Raw genomic sequence first — 18,986 nt, 5'->3', positions numbered from 1 at the left:
TAACACTCTGTTTTCCGAGCGCCGTTTGTGCCCTGGCTGGCCAGGGCATAAGCTTTGCCTCGTGATTCAAACCTGACCCCGGAGTCCCATGTCCAGCCAGTTCCCCGAAGCACGTCCACGCCGTCTGCGCCGCAACGCGAGCTTGCGCAGCCTGTTCCAGGAAACCGAGTTCACATTGAACGATCTGGTGCTGCCAATCTTCGTCGAGGAAGAGATCGACGATTTTGTGCCGATCAAGAGCATGCCAGGTGTGAGGCGTATCCCCGAATCGAAACTGGCCGGCGAAATCGAGCGCTATGCCCGCGCGGGTATCAAGTCGGTGATGACCTTTGGCGTGTCTCATCACTTGGACAACGATGGCAGCGACACGTGGAGCGAGCGTGGCCTGGTATCGCGCATGGCCGGGATCTGCAAGGACGCCGTGCCGGAAATGGTGGTGATGTCCGACACTTGTTTCTGTGAATACACCGATCATGGCCATTGCGGCGTGCTGCATGGCGATGAAGTGGATAACGACCGCACCTTGGTCAACCTGGGCAAGCAAGCCGTGGCGGCGGCGCGCGCCGGTGCCGATGTCATTGCGCCGTCGGCGGCCATGGACGGGCAAGTCCAGGCTATCCGCAAGGCTTTGGACAACGCGGGCTTCAGCCAGACCGCCATCATGGCCTACTCCACCAAGTTCGCCTCGGCGCTCTACGGGCCGTTTCGCGAGGCTGGCGGCAGTGCCTTGAAGGGCGACCGCAAGAGCTATCAGATGAACCCGATGAACCGTCGCGAAGCCTTGCGCGAGTCGTTGCTGGACGAGCAGGAGGGCGCCGATGCGTTGATGGTCAAGCCGGCAGGGGCCTATCTCGATATCATCCGCGACATTCGCCAGGCGTCGAACTTGCCCTTGTCGGCTTACCAGGTCAGCGGTGAATACGCGATGATCAAGTTTGCCGCCCAGGCCGGTGCCATCGACGAGGCCCGCGTGGTACGTGAAAGCCTGGGCGCGATCAAGCGGGCCGGGGCAGACCTGATCTTCACCTACTTCGCCCTGGACCTGGCCTTGAGCGGAATCTAACCCAGCACCGTACTAGAAAGATGATGGACCTGTGTCGAGGGACTTTGCTCCCGCTCGGCTGCGAAGCAGTCGTAAACCGTCGGACTCGGTGTTTCTGTTGCTGCGCATTGGGCGGGTTTTGGGGCCGCTTCACGGCCCAGCGGGAGCAAGCTCCCTCGCCACGGGTTTGCAGGTGGCCTTGAGTGAACGGCGTTGCCTTGTAGGAGCAAGCTTGCTCTCTATTGGATTTCTACCGGCTTTTGGTCGTATGGTTGCTCCCGAACAATGGATCTGATGGAGCACCATGCATTTCACTCGATTGACGATCAGCCTCGCCGCTTCGCTGGCCCTGGCCGGTTGCGGCACTCGCCAGGCCCAGGAGCCTGAACGCCAGCCTGCCGAAGTCAAGGCGCAGATCGTTCGTTTGTTGCCGGCCAAGACCGCTGATCGGGCAGGCTGGGCAACGGATATCTACGTAGCCTTTTCGGCGCAGCAGATCCCGCCCACGACGCAGAACATCTGTTCGGTGCTGGCGGTGACCGAACAGGAATCCACGTTCCAGGCCGATCCGGCCGTGCCCGGGCTGGGCAAGATCGCCCGGCAGGAGATCGACCGTCGCGCGGCCAAGGTGCACATTCCGGGGTTCCTGGTCAGCGGCGCGCTCCAGGTGCGTTCGCCGAACGGTAAAAGCTACAGCGACCGTCTGGACGCGGCGCGAAGCGAGAAAGAACTCAGCGCGATTTTCGATGACTTCATCAGCATGGTGCCGTTGGGCAAGACGTTGTTCGACGGCTTCAATCCCGTGCACACGGGTGGCCCGATGCAGGTCAGCATCGCATTTGCCCAGGCCAATGCCCGGGATTATCCGTACACGGTGGATGGCTCCATTCGGCGGGAAGTGTTCAGTCGTCGTGGCGGCATGTATTTCGGCATCGCCCATTTGTTGGGCTATCCGGTGAGCTACACAGAGCCGCTGTACCGGTTCGCCGATTTCAATGCCGGGTGGTATGCCAGTCGCAACGCGGCGTTTCAACATGCGGTGAGTCGCGCTTCGGGTATTTCTTTGGCCCTGGACGGCGATTTGATCTTGCATGGCTCGATCATGCCGGGCAGAACGGAATTGGCGGTGCGCACCTTGGGCAAGTCCCTGGGGATGCGCAACCCGACCATCCGCGATCAGTTGGAGATGGGCGACAGCCTCGCCTTCGAAGACAGCAAACTCTACAAGCGTGTGTTCGAACTGGCTGAGAAGGCCGAGGGCAAGCCGCTGCCTCGGGCACTGTTGCCGGGCATTGTGCTCAAGAGTCCGAAAATCACACGCAAACTGACCACCGCATGGTTTGCCAAGCGCGTGGACGAACGTTATCAGCGCTGCATGGCTCGGGCTTCGGGGCGCTAAAACTTCTGGCCATGAAAAAGCCCGGCGGTTGAGGCCGGGCTTTCAGGGGGATGACTTGCAAGCGGGTTGGACCGTCATGGCAAGGGGCTGTCCTCGCCATGACTCGTATTGAACGTCGTTTGGAACCGGGTCAGGCATTGCGTGAAAACCACTCATGCACGGTTCTGAGCCAGACGATCGGAGCCACCTTCGGCGACGCGGCGTTCCAGCAAGCGATCGGAGCCACCTTCGGCGACGCGGCGTTCCAGCAGGCGGTCGGAACCACCTTCGGCGACGCGGCTTTCGATCAGGCGGTCGGAGCCACCTTCGGCAACGACGGGTTGGGAAGTGGCGGCGAATGCGTTGGCGGCCAGTACCGAGAAAGCGAAGCTGAGGATGATTTGGCGTTTCATGATGGTGTGCTCCGGGGTGTGTTGTTTGTGTGGGGCCATTGTTGCGCCGGGCAGGGAGCATGAGAACTTCATTGACGTGATGGTGAACATCGACGGCGGTGATAGCTCGTTGCAGGTGTGTCAGTCAGATTGATGGAACACTCACGGACCAGGAAGCTCTACCGGCATAATCCCTTTTGCAGGAGGCAGGTGCATGTACCAGTTATTCGGTCACAGCCAGTCCGGCTCGGCAGCTGTCGAGGTCGCCTTGAACCTATGCGGGGTGCCTTATCGACGCGTCGATACCTATTCGACCGAGGACAACGAGGCCGCGAAAGAACTCGAGGCGTTGAATCCTCAGAAGCAGGTCCCGACCCTGCAACTGCCGGACGGCTCGGTGTTGACCGAGGCGGCGGCGATCCTGATTCACTTGGGGTTGTCTTTCCGAGAATCAAAACTGTTGCCGGAGGATCCGGCCCAGCGCGCGCAGGTCATACGTGGCCTGGTCTATATCGCCGCCAACTGCTACACACCCATTGGCATTCTCGATTTCCCCCAGCGCTGGCTGCCTGATGCGGACGAAGTCACCCAGGAACGTCTGGTGTCGGGCACGAAACAGCGCCTGTATCGCAACTGGGCTCTGTTTGCCGACCAGTTTGCAGCGTCACCCTTTCTCGGCGGCGCCGAGCCTGGCGCGCTGGATATCCTGGCGGCGGTGATCACGAAATGGGTCGAAACCCGGGAAGCGATGCTCAATGCCCGCCCTGAGTTCCATGCCTTGCTGGCGCGTATCGACCACCACCCGCGAGTCGCTCCAGTGCTTTCACTGCATTGGCCCGATTGAATCAGGGGCAGGCGTTGCGCGATGCCGCTTGCCCCACGAGGTCGACCAACTGCCGGACGTTGTTTTGATGCCCCTTCACCAAGTCGTCGATATTGCCCGTGGCCGGTGTTTGCAGGCTGCTGCGACAGGTGAGGGCGTGGGCGTCGCTGCCCAGCGTGCGCAGTCGCCATTGCACGTCCATGCGCGCATACCGACCGGGAATCGAGTCGAAGCGCTGCACGTCGACCCGCAGCAACCGCTTTGGCGCACCGGGGTTGCTCAATTGCTCGTCAAGGCTGCTGCGTAGTTCGTCCGCCAGGCTTGAGCCCCACCATTCGGTTTCGAGGATGGCCAACCCGCTGTCGCCCTGGCGAATCACCATCTGGGTGCGATCCACTTGCGGTGGAACGCTGAGTTGCTCGATCTGGATATCCACGCCCGCATGCACCTGGCCCGCCGGTTGGACCGGGCTCAGGGTGTGATAGTGGATAGGGTCGCTGCGGCAGGCGCCGAGGAGCAGCGCCAGGGCAATCAACGAACATCTCAGCGTCAGCGGCATCGAGCGTGCTCCTGTCATCATTCTTTCACCGGAAAAGTCAGGTTTTGCGCCGGGGCGTCCTTCGGACGGCCGCGAAGCAGCGATTCAGGATGTCGGCTCAGGTAGTCCGACAGCTCGCGCAGCGAACGGGACATGCGGCCCAGGTCATCCAGGGTCTGGGTCAGCTGTTCACGCTGCGGCGAGTCTTCCGCCAACGTAGAATTCGCCGATTGCAGGGTCTTGCTCACGTCCTGCAAGGTGCTTTGCACGCCCGGCAGGGTCTTGTTGTTGAATTGCGAGAGTCCTTTGCGCAGCTCCACCAGATTGCCGTCCAGATTGCTGGCGATGCTCTCCAGCGGCAGCTTGTTGATGCGCTCCACCACCGTTTGCAGCTGTTCCTGCAATTGCTGCAGGCTGCCCGGGATCGTCGGGATCCGCAGGGGGCGGGCGGCGAGGTCGAAGGCGACCTTTTCCGCTTTGGGGTAGAAATCCAGGGAGATATACAACTGCCCGGTCAGCAGGTTGCCGCTGCGAGCCTGGGCGCGCAGGCCCCGTTCGACGAAACTGCCCACCAGCCGGGCAGCGGCGGCTTCGTCTTCCGGATCGTAATCCAGCGATTTGAGCAGTTTTTCGTGGGCCTTTCCCAGCAGTTGGGGGTAGATCACGATGCCGACATTGATAGGGAACGTGCGCTGCTTTTCGTCGAAATCCAGGTTCATGGCGACGACACGGCCGATCTCGATGCCTAGAAACTCCACCGGGGCCCCAACGCGCAAGCCGCGCAAGGCCTGGTCGAAGCGTAAGGCCAGGAATTGCGCCTTGCCACTGGGCGGGGCGAGGGCGCTCTGTTGGTCGGCGAACAGCTCGAAATTCTTGTCTTCGGGCGCGGGCGTGTCGTTGGGGCTGTACTCCGGGGCCCTGAAGGCGATGCCGCCGACCAGCAGGGCGGAGAGGGATTCGGTCTTGACCGCGAAACCGTTGGCGCCGACGTTCACATCGACACCGCTGACGTTCCAGAAGCGGGTGTTCTCGGTGACGTAGGCATCGTTTGGCGCATTGACGAACACTTCGATATTGACCCCCTTGCCGTCGGCGTCCAGGGCATAGGACACCACTTGGCCCACCGGGATCTTGCGCAAGTACACCGGCGAGCCGATGTCCAGCGAACCGAGGTCCTGGGAGTGCAGGGTAAAGCGCTTGCCCGGCTCTCCGTAAGTGATGGGGGGCGGGGCCTCCAGGCCGGTGAAGGACTTGGCGCGCACGGTGGAGTGGCCGGCGTCGGCACCGATGAAATCCCCGGACAGCAAGGTATCGATCCCGGAGATACCGCCGGCGCCGATACGCGGCCGGACCACCCAGAACACCGAGTCTTCATGGGTGAACGTGTCCGCGGTCTTGGCGAGCTTGACGGTGGCGGTCACATTCTTCTGGTCGGCGCTCAGTTGCACGTCGGTGACCTGGCCGATGACCACGTTGCGGTATTTGACCGGGGTCTTGTTCGCGGTGAGGCCCTCGCCCGTCTTGAAGGTGATGGTGATGGTCGGGCCTTCCTGCAGCCAGTTATGGACCACCAGGGACACCCCCACCAGCACGGCGATGATGGGCACGATCCATACCAGCGACACCGTCCAGCGACGGCTGGTGACATGGGCCCGGCCCGGTGCGGGCTGTCCATCAGTGGCTTGCGACTTCATCCATGACCTCCTCGGATGGTTGGGTATCCCAGATCAGCCGTGGATCGAAACTCATGGCCGACAGCATGGTAAACAGCACCACGAGACCGAAGAACAGTATTCCCGGTCGCGGTTCGATGTCGCTCAGGGCCTGGAATTTCACCAGCGCCGCCACCAACGCTACGACCAGCACATCAAGCATCGACCAGTAGCCGATGACCTCCACCAGCCGGTACAGCTTCGCTCGCTGGACCTGGGCCCAGGTGCTGCGCCGCTGCACGGTCACCAGCAGCAGCGTCAGTACGACGAACTTGATGCCCGGTACGGCGATGCTGGCGATGAAGATGATCAAGGCGATGTCCCAGGCGCCACTGTTCCAGAACTCGAGAACGCCGCTGATGATCGTGCTGTCCGCGCCATCGCCGAGCATTTGGGTGTTCATGACCGGCAGCAGGTTCGCCGGGATATAGAACACCAGCGCCGCCAGCATGTAGGCCCAGGTGCGGGTCAGGGTATCGGGTTTGCGCCGGTGCAGGGCGGCATCGCAGCGCGGACACGTCTCGGGCTCGTCGCTCATGTCGCACGCCAGGCCGCAGCTGTGGCACAGGCACAGGTTCAGGTCGCCGGCCCGGGGCGGGTTGCCTGGCAATGGCCCGTTCACAGGGTGTCCCAAAGGTCGCGGACATCGCGGCCGGCAATACGGATCATCAAGAGGCTCAAGGCCGCCAGGGCGAACAGGCCGATGCCGGGCAGTACATCCAGCAGGCCGGCAAGCTTGATCACCGCGACCAACGCACCCAGCAGACACACCTCCAGCATGCTCCACGGCCGCAGGGTTTCCAGGCTGCGCATGCACAGGCTGAAAGCCGGTGCCCGCCGCTTGGAATAGGCGTAGCCCAGCACCCAGAGCAGGAGCGCCAATTGGAAGGCCGGGGCGATGATGATCGCGACGGCGGCGACCAGGGCGATGAAGGTAATGGGGCCCTGGCTCAGGGCAACGACGGAGTCCCACAGCGTCGCGCTGTTGCTCAAGCCCTGGAGGCGGATGCTCATCACCGGATAAACGTTGGCGAAGACCCAAACCACCGCCGCGGTGATGGTCAAGGCCAAGCGCTGTTCGATGGTCAAGCCGTTGTAGCGCTGGATCACGGCGTGACATTGCACGCACGCAGCTTTTTGATGCGGGGCGAGCTCAACCGGCTCGTACACCGCATCGCAATGTTCACAGATGATCAGTCGTTCGGTAACGGCCATGGGGATGCTCGGCGGGGCAACTCCTTCAATATAGAAGTGAGTCGCAAATGAGCAACCCGCCCGAGCCGATCATTCGCCGCGAATGTATTGCTCCAGTTGTCGGATCAGGTCTGCTTGTTCGGCAATGGCCTCTTTCACCAGGTCGCCGATGGACAACAGGCCGACGAGCTTGCCGTCCTCCACGACGGGCAAATGCCGCAAGTGCTTTTCAGTCATGATGCTCAGGCACGTCTCGACGTTCTGATGGGGATCGATGGTGATCACGGGCGAAACCATGATGTCGCTGACTTTCGTGCCCACCGATGAGCGCCCGTGCAAGACCATTTTGCGCGCATAGTCACGCTCACTGATGATGCCCAGCACCTCGTCGTTCTTCACCACCAGCAAGGCACCGACGTTTTTCTCGGCCATGCGCATCAGGGCCTGCAAAACCATGTCGTCCGGTGAAATGGTGTGCACTTGCTGGTTCTTCTCGTCTTTTATCCGGAGCAACTGCGCGACGGTTTTCATGGGGAGGCCTCGGGTGTCGTTTTTTTGCGGGTGGTAAAAGAATCGTAGACCCAACGGCGAAGGGCAAGCGATAAAGCGGCAGTCAGTCGTCCAAAAGCGTCATGGCGGGAGAATTCACTCCTATCTAAAGTCATCCGCCGTTGTGGCGAAGGGATTTAGCGAAGCCTCGCGCCGCCCCGCTGGGCTGCGCAGCAGTCCCAAAAATGTCGACACGACATTCATCTGATGCAAGTTGCTTGAGGGATCTGCTGCGCACCCCAGCGGGGATAAATCCCCTCGCCACAGGTAGAATCAGCGCACATGCAAGTTTTGAGGTTTCAGCGGTGGATCTACAGCAGGGCTTCGTCCTGACCCGGCATTGGCGCGATACCCCGGCGGGCACCGAAGTCGAGTTCTGGCTGGCGACCGATGCCGGCCCCCGGCGCGTGCGCCTGCCGGTGCAGCCTTCGGTGGCGTTCGTGCCGCAAGTGCAGCGCGGCCAGGCCGAAGCGCTGTTGCAAGGGGAGAAGGACATCGAGCTGCGTCCCCTGGACCTGCTGGATTTCGAGCATCGCCCGGTGCTGGGCCTGTATTGTCGACAGCATGGACAACTGATGCGCCTGGACACCACGCTGCGGCGCGCCGGCGTGGACGTGTTCGAAGCTGATATCCGGCCACCGGAGCGCTACCTGATGGAGCGCTTCATCACCGCCCCGGTGTGGTTCGGTGGCACGCCATCGGCCGACGGCGTGCTGCTTGACGCCCAGATGAAACCGGCTCCCGAGTACCGCCCACCGCTGCGGCTGGTGTCCCTGGACATCGAAACCACCGCCCAGGGCGATTTGTACTCCATCGCCCTGGAAGGCTGCGGCGAGCGACAGGTCTATATGCTCGGTCCACCGAACGGCGATGATCGCGACGTTGATTTCCAACTCGAATATTGCGAATCCCGAACGCTGCTGCTCAAGAAGCTCAATGAGTGGTTTGCCCGCTTCGACCCCGACGCGATCATCGGCTGGAACTTGGTGCAGTTCGATTTGCGCGTGTTGCATGAGCATGCTCGTCGGTTGGCCGTGCCGCTGCGCCTGGGGCGTGGCGGCGAGGAAATGCAGTGGCGCGAGCATGGCGCGCGCAACAATCATTTCTTCGCCTCGGCGGCGGGCCGGTTGATCATCGACGGGATCGAGTCCTTGCGTTCGGCGACCTGGAGTTTCCCGTCGTTCAGCCTGGAGAACGTCGCGCAGACCCTGCTGGGCGAAGGCAAGTCCATCGACAACCCGTACCAGCGCATGGACGAGATCAACCGCATGTTCGCCGAGGACAAGCCGGCCCTGGCCCGCTACAACCTCAAGGACTGCGAGCTGGTGACGCGGATTTTCGCCAAGACCGATCTGCTCGAGTTCCTGCTGGAGCGCGCCAGCGTCACCGGCCTGCCGGCCGATCGCAGCGGTGGTTCGGTGGCGGCGTTCACGCACCTTTACATGCCGCTGATGCACCGCCAGGGCTTCGTTGCGCCGAACCTCGGCCAGCGTCCGCCCGAGGCCAGCCCTGGCGGGTTCGTCATGGATTCCCAGCCGGGGCTCTACGAATCGGTGCTGGTGCTCGACTACAAGAGCCTGTACCCGTCGATCATCCGCACCTTTCTGATAGACCCGGTGGGCCTGATCGAGGGGCTGCGCCATCCGGGCGAGCACGAGTCTGTCCCAGGCTTTCGCGGGGCGCGGTTCTCCCGTACCCGACACTGCCTGCCGTCCATCGTGGCGCGGGTCGCTGAAGGCAGGGAGACCGCCAAGCGCGAACATAACGCGCCCTTGTCCCAGGCGCTGAAAATCATCATGAACGCGTTTTATGGAGTGCTCGGCTCCAGTGGCTGTCGCTTCTTCGACCCGCGCCTGGCGTCGTCCATCACCCTGCGCGGTCATCAGATCATGCAACGCACCCGGCAGTTGATCGAAGCCCGGGGGCATGTGGTGATCTATGGGGACACCGATTCAACCTTCGTCTGGCTGCGCCGGCCCCATGGCCAGGAAGAAGCCGCGGCGATTGGCCGGGAATTGGTGGCTTACGTCAACGGGTGGTGGCGCGAGCACGTGCGTGACGAGTTCGGCCTGGAGAGCGCGCTGGAGCTGCAATTCGAAACCCATTTCAAGCGTTTCCTCATGCCGACCATCCGCGGCGCGGAGGAGGGCAGCAAGAAGCGCTACGCCGGCTTGGTGACCCGCGCCGACGGCAGCGATGAAATCATCTACAAGGGCCTGGAAACCGTGCGCACCGATTGGTCGCCCCTGGCCCGGCAGTTCCAGCAGGAGCTGTACGGACGGATCTTCCATCGCCAGCCGTATCAGGATTATGTGCGCGACTACGTGCGCCAGACGCTGGCCGGTACATTCGATGAGCGTCTGGTCTACCGCAAGCGCCTGCGCCGCCCCCTGGATGATTACGAACGCAACGTGCCGCCCCACGTACGGGCCGCTCGGCTCGCCGACGAGTTCAACGAACGCCAGGGCCGGCCTCGGCAGTATCAGAACGGCGGTTGGATCAGCTACGTTATCACCGTGGCCGGCCCCGAGCCGCTGGAAACCCGCAGCGCGCCGATAGATTACGACCATTACGTGACTAAGCAACTACAGCCGGTGGCGGATGCAATCCTGCCGTTTGTGGACGATGATTTTTCGACTTTGATCGGGGGGCAGATGGGGTTGTTCTGATGCCGCGCAGTGATGGGTTGGAGGGCAATGCTCTTGTGGCGAGGGAGCTTGCTCCCGCTCGGTTGCGCAGCAGCCGCCTAAAGCGAGGGCCGCTTCGCACCCCAGCGGGAGCAAGCTCCCTCGCCACAGAACCTTCGATTCCCCAAGCTAAACCATCGCCAACCGCTGCTTGCCCTGGGGCTTGGGAAACACCAGGTCCAGCGCCGCCAGATCCTGGGGCTCAAGTTGCAGATTCGCCGCTTCGGCATTCAGGCGCACATGTTCAGGCTGCACGGCCTTGGGAATGGCGATCACATTGTCCTGGCGCAACAGCCAGGCCAGGGCAATCTGCGCCGGTGTCGCGCGGTGGCGTTCGGCGATTTGTTGCATGGTGTGATCCCTGAGCAGCTGCCCACCCTGGCCGACCGGGCAGTAGGCCATGATCGACATGCGCCGTTGCTGGCTCCAGGGCAGCAGGTCGTATTCGATGCCGCGCTCCTGCAGGTTGTACAGCACCTGGTTGGTGGCGCAGTCGGGCGCGTTCAGTTCTTCCATGTCGTCGACGTCGAAATTCGACACGCCCCAGCGCCCGATCTTGTCTTCTTCGCGAAGTCGTTCAAACGCTTCGACGGTTTCTTCCAGCGGGTATTGGCCACGCCAGTGCAGCAGATAAAGGTCGATGTAATCGGTGTCGAGCCGCCGCAGGCTGCGCTCGCAGGCCAGCGGAATGCCTTTGCGGCTGGCGTTGTGGGGGTAGACCTTGCTCACCAGGAATACTTGGTCACGCAGCCCGGTGATCGCTTCGCCAACGACTTTTTCGGCGCCGCCCTCGGCATACATTTCGGCGGTGTCGATCAGGGTCATGCCCATTTCAATGCCCAAGCGCAGGGCAGCCACTTCTTTTTTGTGATGGGACGGTTCTTCACCCAGGCGCCAAGTGCCCTGGCCGATTACCGGCACGGACACGCCGGCCAACTCCAGAGTTCTCATTCACATCTCCTGTCGTGCGGGTCGATTAAGCTGTGGCAGCAGAATAGACCAGGCGTTCAGGTTTGATTCGCGCCGCAATGCAGCGGGATGCTCTAGGGCCGAAAAGCATGACGCAGAGCGCCACGGGAGGCGTCCCCACGCGCAGCGTGGGAACGCTCGGTTGGCAGGAGGGTTATTCCGCCGAGAACTTCAGCACCATGGCCTGGGTGTAGGTCTGGCCCGGATCCAGCCGCGTGGTCGGGAAGTCCGGCTGGTTCGGCGAGTCGGGGAAGTGCTGGGTCTCCAGGGTAAACGCGCCCCAGTGCGGATAGACCTTGCCTTGCTTGCCCTTGACCGTGCCATCGAGGAAGTTGCTGGTGTAGAACTGCACACCGGGTTCGGTGGTAAAGAGCTGCAGCCGTCGCCCGGACTTCGGATCCTGGACGTCGGCGGCGAGTTTGTTTACGTCACCCTTGGCGTCGAGCACCCAGTTGAAGTCAAACCCACCCTGTTTTGGCTCGGCGAACTTCAACTGCGGATGATCGGCTTTGATATGGGTGCCGATGGCGGTTGGCTTGGTAAAGTCCATCGGCGTGCCGGCCACTGGCGCCAGCTCGCCGGTGGGAATCAGCTTGGCGGTCACCGGTGTGTAGCGGGACGCGTGCAAGGTCGCGACTTGCTTGAGGATGTCGCCATTGCCTGCACCCGCCAGGTTGAAATAACTGTGGTTGGTCAGGTTCAGTACGGTCGGTTTGTCAGTGGTGGCCTTGTAGTCGATGCGCAGTTCGTTCTTGTCGTTGAGGCTGTAGGTGACGTCAGTCTTCAGATTGCCGGGAAACCCCATCTCGCCGTCCTTCGACAGGTAGGTCAGGGTCACGCCGACCGAGTCCTTGTCGTTGCTCGGCTCGGCTTTCCAGACACGCTTGTCGAACCCTTGCGGCCCGCCGTGCAGCGAATTGTCCTTGTCGTTCTGCGGCACCTGGTAGCGCTTGCCATCCAACTCGAACGCGCCGCCAGCCAGGCGATTGCCGAAGCGGCCGATGGTCGCGCCGAAATATACATTGCCATTCTTCTGGTAGCCCTGGACATCGTCGAAGCCGAGCACGATGTCGTCGGTCATGCCGTTTTTGTCCGGCACGATCAGCGACTGGAGAATCCCGCCATAGGTGATGACGGTAGCCTCCATGCCGTTGCTGTTGCGCAGCACATATTTTTCAACCGCCGTGCCGTCGTCGGTCTTACCGAAAGCAACGCGTTCGTTGGTCAGGCCGGCGGCCTGTGAAGAGGTGGCAATCATCAGAGAAACTCCGAGGGCCGAGAGCAGGTGTCTGGATTCAAGCATGAGTGTGACCTTCCTTCCTGTTGTTTTTTTGTTGTTTTAACGCGGGTCGAGTCCGTTAATTGGTCGGACAGCGATGAAGGTTTTTCTGTTCAGTAGTCTTTCTATTTGCGGGTGGATAAGGGATTTATAGCTATAAATTGAGATTTATCAATTAAAAAGTAAGACTAATTGATCGAGGCGAATCGTGACCAGACGTCAACTCTCGGGTAAGGCACTGCACTTTTAGGGTTTTTTCCGCTCTATCCATGGCCAGGAAGCGGCGAGCTCCACCGCTTCCCCATGTCCAGACGAGATTCGATGGCCGGTGTTTTACTTTCCGTGATGGTGTCGCCACGTCGCAGCAACCTGCTGTTGGTGGGCCTGTTGCTGTTGCTCAGCGGCGGCTGCACCCACCAGCAAGGCCAGGACATGGTTACGCAGTTCAGCAACGCCAAGCCCCAGGAATTCTTGCAGACCAGCGTGGACCGGATGGCCACGCTCTCGATGCACGACAACTTGCAGAGCCTTTACCTGCTGATGCACAAACTTTACCTGCGCAACCCGGAAGAATTGCGCAAGTCGGGCTTCCTCGACGTCCGCGTCGCCGTCAAGCAAGTGCGCCAAGCCATCGAGCAACGGCAGCCCCTGCCGACCTTGGGCAATAAAAAGGACCTGGCGGCCCTGAGCTATGCCATGAGCCCCGAGTTCCTTGGTGATAGGGTCGGTGCGTTCATCTACGCCATTGGCAGCATGCTGGTCACGGCCCACGGCAATCGCCTGGAGTTCTACATGACCGACACCATCGATCCGCGCTTCGTCAGCAACGCTGCGCGCAACATCGAAAAGGCAACCTGGTTGCTGGGCCAGCGGCAGAACAAGGACGGCTCGCCGATGCTGTTTTCCAACGAAATCTCGGAGGAGGGCAGCAACCTGAGCTTTGCCGTCGAGTTCGGGAAAATCGTTGCACGCCTGGACCTGCTGACCCAGATGCTCGACGAGCGCTACCGGCGGATAGGGCTCAACTATGCACAGAGCCTGCTGTTCCTGAATTTCCTGCCCGTCCAGTGATCAAATATGGAATAAAGATAGATCACATCGATATAGGGGGTTATAAGAAAAATCGCTATGCTCGCGGCCAGATTTTTCACGCGGTCGCGCTGAGACGGGTTTGATGGATTTCGGTAATTTCGGTTTAGTCGTAGCGGGCCTGGTGGTCGGTTTCATCGTCGGGATGACCGGCGTGGGTGGCGGATCGCTGATGACCCCCATTCTGCTGTGGTTCGGCATCAACCCCGCGACGGCGGTGGGGACGGACCTGCTGTACGCGGCCATTACCAAATCTGGCGGCGTGCTGGTTCACGCCAAGAACCGCAATATCGACTGGTCCATCACCGGTTGGCTGACCTTGGGCAGCGTGCCGGCGGTCGGGCTGACCCTGTGGTTCCTCAGCAGCCTGAACAGCTCGCCAGACGCGATGAACGCAGTCATCAAGCAAGCACTGGGTTTTGTGTTGTTCGCCACTGCCCTGGCGATCCTGTTCAAGAAACGCCTGCTGCAATTCGCCCACGATCGCGCCGGCGGCCACTACAACCCCAGCGGCTCACGGCTCAACGTACTCACTGTGATTACCGGCTTGGTGCTGGGCACGATGGTCGCGTTGACCTCCATCGGCGCCGGCGCCCTGGGCACTGTCGCGCTGTTCATCCTCTATCCGTTCCTGGTCACCAGGCGCCTGGTGGGGACCGAGATCGCCCACGCCGTGCCGCTGACCCTGGTGGCCGGCCTGGGCCACGCAAGCATGGGCAACATGGACTGGCACATCCTCGGCTTCTTGCTGATCGGTTCACTGCCGGGCATTTACCTGGGCAGCCATTTGTCGGGACGTATTTCCGATGAACTCCTGCGCCCTTGCCTGGCGGTGATGTTGGCGATGATCGGCTTCAAACTGGCGTTCTGATTTGCTCGGAGTCATGGGCCGATAGGCATAGTCATACCTGTAAACCAGGTACTGATGAGGCCACGATCCATGAACAGCCCAGCCAGAGATCTGCTGCAACGCCTGCGCCGTCGTCGCGTCGAACCTCGCTCCGACATCGCCGACATTCTGCGTCATCACGCCGAACCGCTGCCCGCCGAGGACAGCCCGGCGTTTGGCGAGATGTTCGATCGCTTTGCCGACGCGAAGGTCTTGCTGATCGGCGAAGCCAGCCACGGCACCCATGACTTCTACCGCACCCGCGCGGCCATCACCCGGCACATGATCGAGCATCACGGCTTCGGGATCGTCGCCGTCGAAGCCGACTGGCCCGACGCCGGGCAAATCGACCGCTGCGTGCGTGACCTCGGACCCTCGGCCTGGAAACAGCAGGCTTTCGCCCGGTTTCCAAGCTGGATGTGGCGCAACACCGACGTACAGTCCTTCGTCCGCTGGTTGCGCGATTACAACCTGGAGCAGCCGGGCGATCGGCGCGTGGAGTTTCGCGGCCTCGACGTCTACAGCTTGCGGCACTCGATCGACGAAGTGCTCAACTACCTCGATAAGGCACACCCCCACCTGGCCCGCGGCGCCCGGCATCGTTATGGTTGCCTGACGCCTTGGCACGACGACCCGGCGCTTTACGGTCATTTCACCGAACGCGGCAACCTGGCGACCTGCGAGGACGCGGTGGTCGAGCAGCTCAATACGCTGCTCGCCGAGCGCCTCGATCCCCTGATCGAGGATGACGAGAGTTTCTTCAGCGCCATCCAGAACGCCCGGGTCGTGCGCGCCGCCGAACAGTACTACCGGGCCATGTATCGCGGCGGAAAATCGTCCTGGAACCTGCGGGACCGGCACATGTTCGACACCCTGCAGAGCCTGATGGAACATCGTGGCCCCGATGCGAAAGCGGTGGTCTGGGCGCACAACTCCCACATCGGCAATGCCGCCGCGACTCGCATGGGTTGGGAAGGTGAATTTAATATCGGCCAGTTATGCCGCATGGCTTACGGCCGCGACGCGGTGCTGCTGGGCATGGGCACCAATCGTGGCAGCGTGGCGGCGGCCGACGATTGGGACTCACCGATGAAAATCAAGCAGGTGCTGCCCGCGCTGGCCGGCAGTTGGGAGCGGGAATTCCTGAATACGGGTGTTCGCGCATCGCTCACGGACTGGCGGACTAATCCTGACGAGGCACTGCTGGACGCATTGTCCGAGCCCCTGCTCGAACGCGCTATCGGCGTGATCTACCGCCCTGAAACCGAACGCCAGAGCCATTACTTCGAAGCCGTATTGGCCGAGCAGTTCGATGCCTGGCTCTGGTTCGAGCAGACCGAAGCGGTCACGCCATTGCCAACACCTCACACGCTTGAGCACGAGGAAGACACCTTCCCATTCGGCCTTTGAGCGCCTCGTGACGCGGTTGCGCTATGGGGCCGGTGGCCTAAGCTTCAAGGCAGGCAGCTGCGGTAACGGGCGACTCTCGCGGAACAATCGCCGCCATGTGCAATCAGTACAGCGTAAATATCAAAAGGAGAGGCGCATGCTTATTCGGTCGTTGACCTTCGCTACCTTGCTGGCCTTTGCTGGCCCCTTGTTCGCCGCTGATGGCGACTCGCCCCTGGTGGCGGAGGTGGGCAAGACCCGCCCCTTGATCATTATCGCGCCCAGCTCCGTCGACCCTGCATGGTCCACGTTGAAAGCAGAGCTCGAAAAGCCAGAGGGCAAGCAGGGATTCTCCGAACGAAACATGATGCTCTACACCGTTTTCAACACCATCGGAAAACGTGATGGCAAGGATCTGGACCCGCAAAGCACCATGGCACTGATCCGTTCTCTCAAGCTGGGAGCCGGTGCGCTGCCCAAGATCATCCTGGTGGGCAAGGATGGGGAAAAGAAGCTTGAGCATTCCGGCGCGATCACATTGAGCGAGCTGTTCGATGCTGTCGACAAATTGCCTGCGGCTGAAAAGGAAGCCGTGGCGCCAACCCCGCTACCCGAGCCAGAACCCGCGCCGGCCAAGGACGCGAAAGGCGCCAAGCCGGGCAAGGCGGCCAAGCCCACCAAGCCCGCGGCCGCGCCGAAGGCGCTGGAGGATTGACCCTCTATAACGCCGAATTTACGTGGCGAGGGAGCAAGCCCCCTCGCCACAAAAGCAGACTTCATTGTCGTTCCAATGCCGCCAGGATTTTGTGCGCGGCCTTTATCCGTTCTTCGATCGGGTAGTTCTTGTTCGCCAACATCACGATCCCCAAATCCTTTCCAGACACGAGCGCCGCGTATGCGCCAAAGCCGTTGGTAGAGCCTGTCTTATTGATCCAGCTGCCGTCCGGCGCCGGGCGGGGCGGGTTGAGCGGTTCGACTTTCTGTGGGGTCAGGGCCATCTGCGGGGTATTGCCGGCGAGCAGGTCATCCACGGTGAACGGGGCAGGGTAGAACTCCCAGCCCAAGCCCTGGGTCATCCCGCCGACCCGATAGAAACCCATGTGGGTCGTGGCGATGGCTTGCTTCAAGGCTTCGTCCAGCTTTTGCGGTCGCAGGTTGGCCTCGACGAAACGAATGAGGTCCGCTGAGCTGGTCTTCACCCCATACGCCTCGGAATCCAAGGCGCCAGGTCCGACCCGCACGGGCTTGCCATCCTTTGCATAGCCCTGGGCGTATCGGCCCGATTGGTCTTGCGGCACCCGTACATAACTGTGTTTGAGGCCCAGCCCCGGCATCAGCGTTTGTTCCATCACGTCATCGAATGACCGACCCAGGGCGCGGGCCGCCAGATGGCCAAACAGGCCGATGCTCGGGTTCGAGTAGAGCCGTTGGGTGCCGGTCGGGTAGAGCGGTTTCCAGGACTTGTAATAGCTGAACATCCTGTCGGCATGGTCTGCATCGTCGGGAAACTGCAAAGGCAGCCCGCCCGCCGTGTAGGTAGCCAGATCGAGCAGGCGGGTGTTTGCCAGCGCTGCTCCGTTCAGCTGCGGGGCATAGCGACCGGCGGGATCCGACAATTGCAACTTGCCTTGGGCCTGGGCATAGGCGCCGAGCGTGGCGGTGAAGGTCTTGCTGATCGAGCCGACTTCGAACAGGGTCTGGTCGGTGACGGGCTTTCTCGTGTCCTTGGAGGCAACGCCATAATTGAAGAACTGGCGCTGGCCGTTGTGGGTGATCGCCACCGCCATCCCCGCGATGTCCTGCTGTTTCATCAGGGGCTGGATAACGGCATCGACAGTTTCTTCAAGGCGTTCCTGGGCGACGCCGGTAAAGGAAAGGATCAGGAAAAAGCTCCCGGCGAGTATCGATTTGGCAATGTGCATGATGGAGCGCTCTCGTTGGCCTTCCTTGAGGGACGGTCAATCTAGGGCGTTTTTTGCTGCCCGGCAATCCGCAGCAACGGATGCAGGCTGGGTTCCGAGCTGTCTGACAGGGACGTGGGAGCGTTCCCACAAAACGGTCCCGTCGGCCGAAGGGTCCTGTCCTCAAGCGAAACGACACAAAGCGGCGGCCGCCGGGTAAACTCGCGACTCTTTCCGAAGGAGTTCCCATGAGTTACTACCAGCCCGGCATTCTCGCCACCCCTGTTCCGCCTCAGGCCCGTCATCTGTTTTTTGCCCTGGAATCGGTCGAGGCACTGCCGGCTGCGATCGATAAATTGTTGCTGCAATTGGATGGCCGCGCGGTTGTCGGGTTTGGCGAGTCGTTGGTGCAAGCGTTGGGCGCCGAGGTCAAGGGGCTGCGGGCATTTCCTGCCCTGGCCGGTGTCGGCGTCGATAATCCCTCGACCCAGCACGCGCTGTGGTGCTGGTTGCATGGCGAGGATCGCGGCGAGCTGCTGCACCGCAGCCGCGCCATCGAAGCGGCCCTGGCGCCGGCCCTGCGCCTGGTGCAAATGAACGAAACCTTCCGCCATATGACCGGCCACGACCTGACCGGCTACGAAGACGGCACCGAGAACCCCCACGATGACGCGGCCGTCGCCGCTGCCCTGGCCCAGGGCGCCGACGGACTGCGCGGTGGCAGCTTCGCCGCGATCCAGCAGTGGCAGCACGATCTGGACGGGTTCGCGGCGATGCAGCCCCACGAACGCGACAACATCATGGGCCGTCGCTTGAGCGACAACGAGGAAATCGAAGAGGCGCCGGAGTCGGCCCACGTCAAGCGCACGGCCCAGGAAAGCTTTGCACCGGAGGCTTTCGTCGTGCGCCGTTCCATGCCGTGGATCGAAGGCGATCGCGCTGGGCTGATGTTCCTGGCGTTCGGTTTCTCCCTGGATGCCTTCGAAGCGCAACTGCGCCGCATGAGCGGCCTCGAAGACGGCATTACCGATGGTTTGTACCGCATGAGCCGGCCGATCACTGGCGGGTATTACTGGTGCCCGCCGCTGCTGGACGGGCGCCTGGACCTGCGCGCACTGGCTCGCCAGTCGGTGTCATCGCCCCGGTAAACCGGCC

At 61.7% G+C, this 18,986-nt stretch carries 17 protein-coding genes and 1 pseudogene; 9 read left to right on the top strand and 9 right to left on the bottom strand.

Annotated elements, in window-relative coordinates; genetic code table 11:
* Positions 1-88 precede the first annotated feature (88 nt).
* Both hemB and J3P90_RS16215 read left to right on the top strand, forming a co-directional pair.
* Positions 89-1,063 (top strand): porphobilinogen synthase, encoded by a 975-nt coding sequence (hemB, locus tag J3P90_RS16220; RefSeq protein ID WP_434563413.1) that lies wholly within the window; start codon positions 89-91, stop codon positions 1,061-1,063.
* Between the two features lie 283 nt (positions 1,064-1,346).
* Positions 1,347-2,441: a DUF1615 domain-containing protein gene (locus tag J3P90_RS16215; protein WP_434675040.1), complete on the top strand. Its 1,095-nt coding sequence runs from the start codon at positions 1,347-1,349 to the stop codon at positions 2,439-2,441.
* Between the two features lie 158 nt (positions 2,442-2,599).
* Here J3P90_RS16215 and J3P90_RS16210 read toward each other — a convergent pair.
* Positions 2,600-2,833: pseudogene (locus J3P90_RS16210) on the bottom strand (hypothetical protein); the annotation flags it as partial.
* A gap of 193 nt (positions 2,834-3,026) precedes the next feature.
* On the opposite strand from J3P90_RS16210, the gene J3P90_RS16205 reads away from it, so the two are divergent.
* Positions 3,027-3,656, top strand: coding sequence for a glutathione S-transferase family protein (locus J3P90_RS16205; RefSeq protein WP_434675039.1), 630 nt, complete (start codon positions 3,027-3,029; stop codon positions 3,654-3,656).
* 1 nt (position 3,657) lies between these two features.
* Here J3P90_RS16205 and J3P90_RS16200 read toward each other — a convergent pair whose 3' ends face one another.
* The 5 genes from J3P90_RS16200 to J3P90_RS16180 all read right to left on the bottom strand — a co-directional run bounded on the left by J3P90_RS16200 (position 3,658) and on the right by J3P90_RS16180 (position 7,610).
* Positions 3,658-4,194, bottom strand: coding sequence for a PqiC family protein (locus tag J3P90_RS16200; RefSeq protein ID WP_434563419.1), 537 nt, complete (start codon positions 4,192-4,194; stop codon positions 3,658-3,660).
* Positions 4,195-4,211: 17 nt separating this feature from the next.
* Positions 4,212-5,867, bottom strand: a complete 1,656-nt coding sequence (locus J3P90_RS16195) for an intermembrane transport protein PqiB (RefSeq protein WP_434563421.1) — start codon at positions 5,865-5,867, stop codon at positions 4,212-4,214.
* A complete protein-coding gene (locus J3P90_RS16190; protein ID WP_434563423.1) occupies positions 5,848-6,507 on the bottom strand; it encodes a paraquat-inducible protein A in 660 nt (219 codons plus the stop codon). The genes J3P90_RS16195 and J3P90_RS16190 overlap by 20 nt, the downstream gene beginning before the upstream one ends.
* Positions 6,504-7,100, bottom strand: coding sequence for a paraquat-inducible protein A (locus J3P90_RS16185; protein ID WP_434650619.1), 597 nt, complete (start codon positions 7,098-7,100; stop codon positions 6,504-6,506). Before J3P90_RS16185 ends, J3P90_RS16190 begins: the two co-directional genes overlap by 4 nt.
* Before the next feature lie 69 nt (positions 7,101-7,169).
* A complete protein-coding gene (locus J3P90_RS16180; protein WP_030138503.1) occupies positions 7,170-7,610 on the bottom strand; it encodes a CBS domain-containing protein in 441 nt (146 codons plus the stop codon).
* A 323-nt stretch (positions 7,611-7,933) separates the two neighbouring features.
* Between J3P90_RS16180 and J3P90_RS16175 the strand changes: the two genes are divergently transcribed.
* Positions 7,934-10,297 carry a DNA polymerase II gene (locus J3P90_RS16175; RefSeq protein ID WP_434675038.1) on the top strand — a complete coding sequence of 788 codons (2,364 nt, stop codon included), beginning with the start codon at positions 7,934-7,936 and terminating at the stop codon, positions 10,295-10,297.
* 147 nt (positions 10,298-10,444) lie between these two features.
* On the opposite strand, the gene J3P90_RS16170 is transcribed toward J3P90_RS16175, so the two are convergent.
* Together J3P90_RS16170 and J3P90_RS16165 are read right to left on the bottom strand one after the other, a co-directional pair.
* Positions 10,445-11,266, bottom strand: coding sequence for an aldo/keto reductase (locus J3P90_RS16170; RefSeq protein WP_434675037.1), 822 nt, complete (start codon positions 11,264-11,266; stop codon positions 10,445-10,447).
* 172 nt (positions 11,267-11,438) lie between these two features.
* Complete coding sequence (locus J3P90_RS16165) at positions 11,439-12,587, bottom strand: aldose epimerase family protein (protein WP_434610751.1); 1,149 nt, start codon at positions 12,585-12,587, stop codon at positions 11,439-11,441.
* 297 nt (positions 12,588-12,884) lie between these two features.
* Between J3P90_RS16165 and J3P90_RS16160 the strand changes: the two genes are divergently transcribed.
* From J3P90_RS16160 to J3P90_RS16145, 4 genes are all read left to right on the top strand, one after another.
* Positions 12,885-13,634, top strand: coding sequence for a hypothetical protein (locus J3P90_RS16160; protein WP_434675036.1), 750 nt, complete (start codon positions 12,885-12,887; stop codon positions 13,632-13,634).
* Between the two features lie 103 nt (positions 13,635-13,737).
* On the top strand, positions 13,738-14,523 hold the full coding sequence (locus J3P90_RS16155; RefSeq protein ID WP_434563435.1) for a sulfite exporter TauE/SafE family protein: 786 nt from the start codon (positions 13,738-13,740) through the stop codon (positions 14,521-14,523).
* 69 nt (positions 14,524-14,592) lie between these two features.
* Complete coding sequence (locus J3P90_RS16150) at positions 14,593-15,951, top strand: erythromycin esterase family protein (protein ID WP_434610755.1); 1,359 nt, start codon at positions 14,593-14,595, stop codon at positions 15,949-15,951.
* Positions 15,952-16,087: 136 nt separating this feature from the next.
* Positions 16,088-16,645, top strand: coding sequence for a DUF4174 domain-containing protein (locus tag J3P90_RS16145; RefSeq protein ID WP_420764833.1), 558 nt, complete (start codon positions 16,088-16,090; stop codon positions 16,643-16,645).
* Between the two features lie 61 nt (positions 16,646-16,706).
* Here J3P90_RS16145 and ampC read toward each other — a convergent pair whose 3' ends face one another.
* Entirely contained in the window at positions 16,707-17,852 is a 1,146-nt protein-coding gene (gene ampC, locus J3P90_RS16140) for a class C beta-lactamase (RefSeq protein WP_434650627.1), read from the bottom strand.
* A 227-nt stretch (positions 17,853-18,079) separates the two neighbouring features.
* Here ampC and J3P90_RS16135 point away from each other — a divergent pair, with 227 nt between their 5' ends.
* A complete protein-coding gene (locus tag J3P90_RS16135) occupies positions 18,080-18,979 on the top strand; it encodes a Dyp-type peroxidase (protein WP_434610760.1) in 900 nt (299 codons plus the stop codon).
* Positions 18,980-18,986: the final 7 nt, after the last annotated feature.

The sequence above is a fragment of the Pseudomonas sp. D3-10 genome, from assembly GCF_051132175.1.
In the GTDB taxonomy this organism is placed as follows: Bacteria; Pseudomonadota; Gammaproteobacteria; order Pseudomonadales; family Pseudomonadaceae; genus Aquipseudomonas.
The sequence above is the reverse complement of the archived record's forward strand: the minus strand, read 5'-3'. Positions and strand labels throughout refer to the sequence as shown.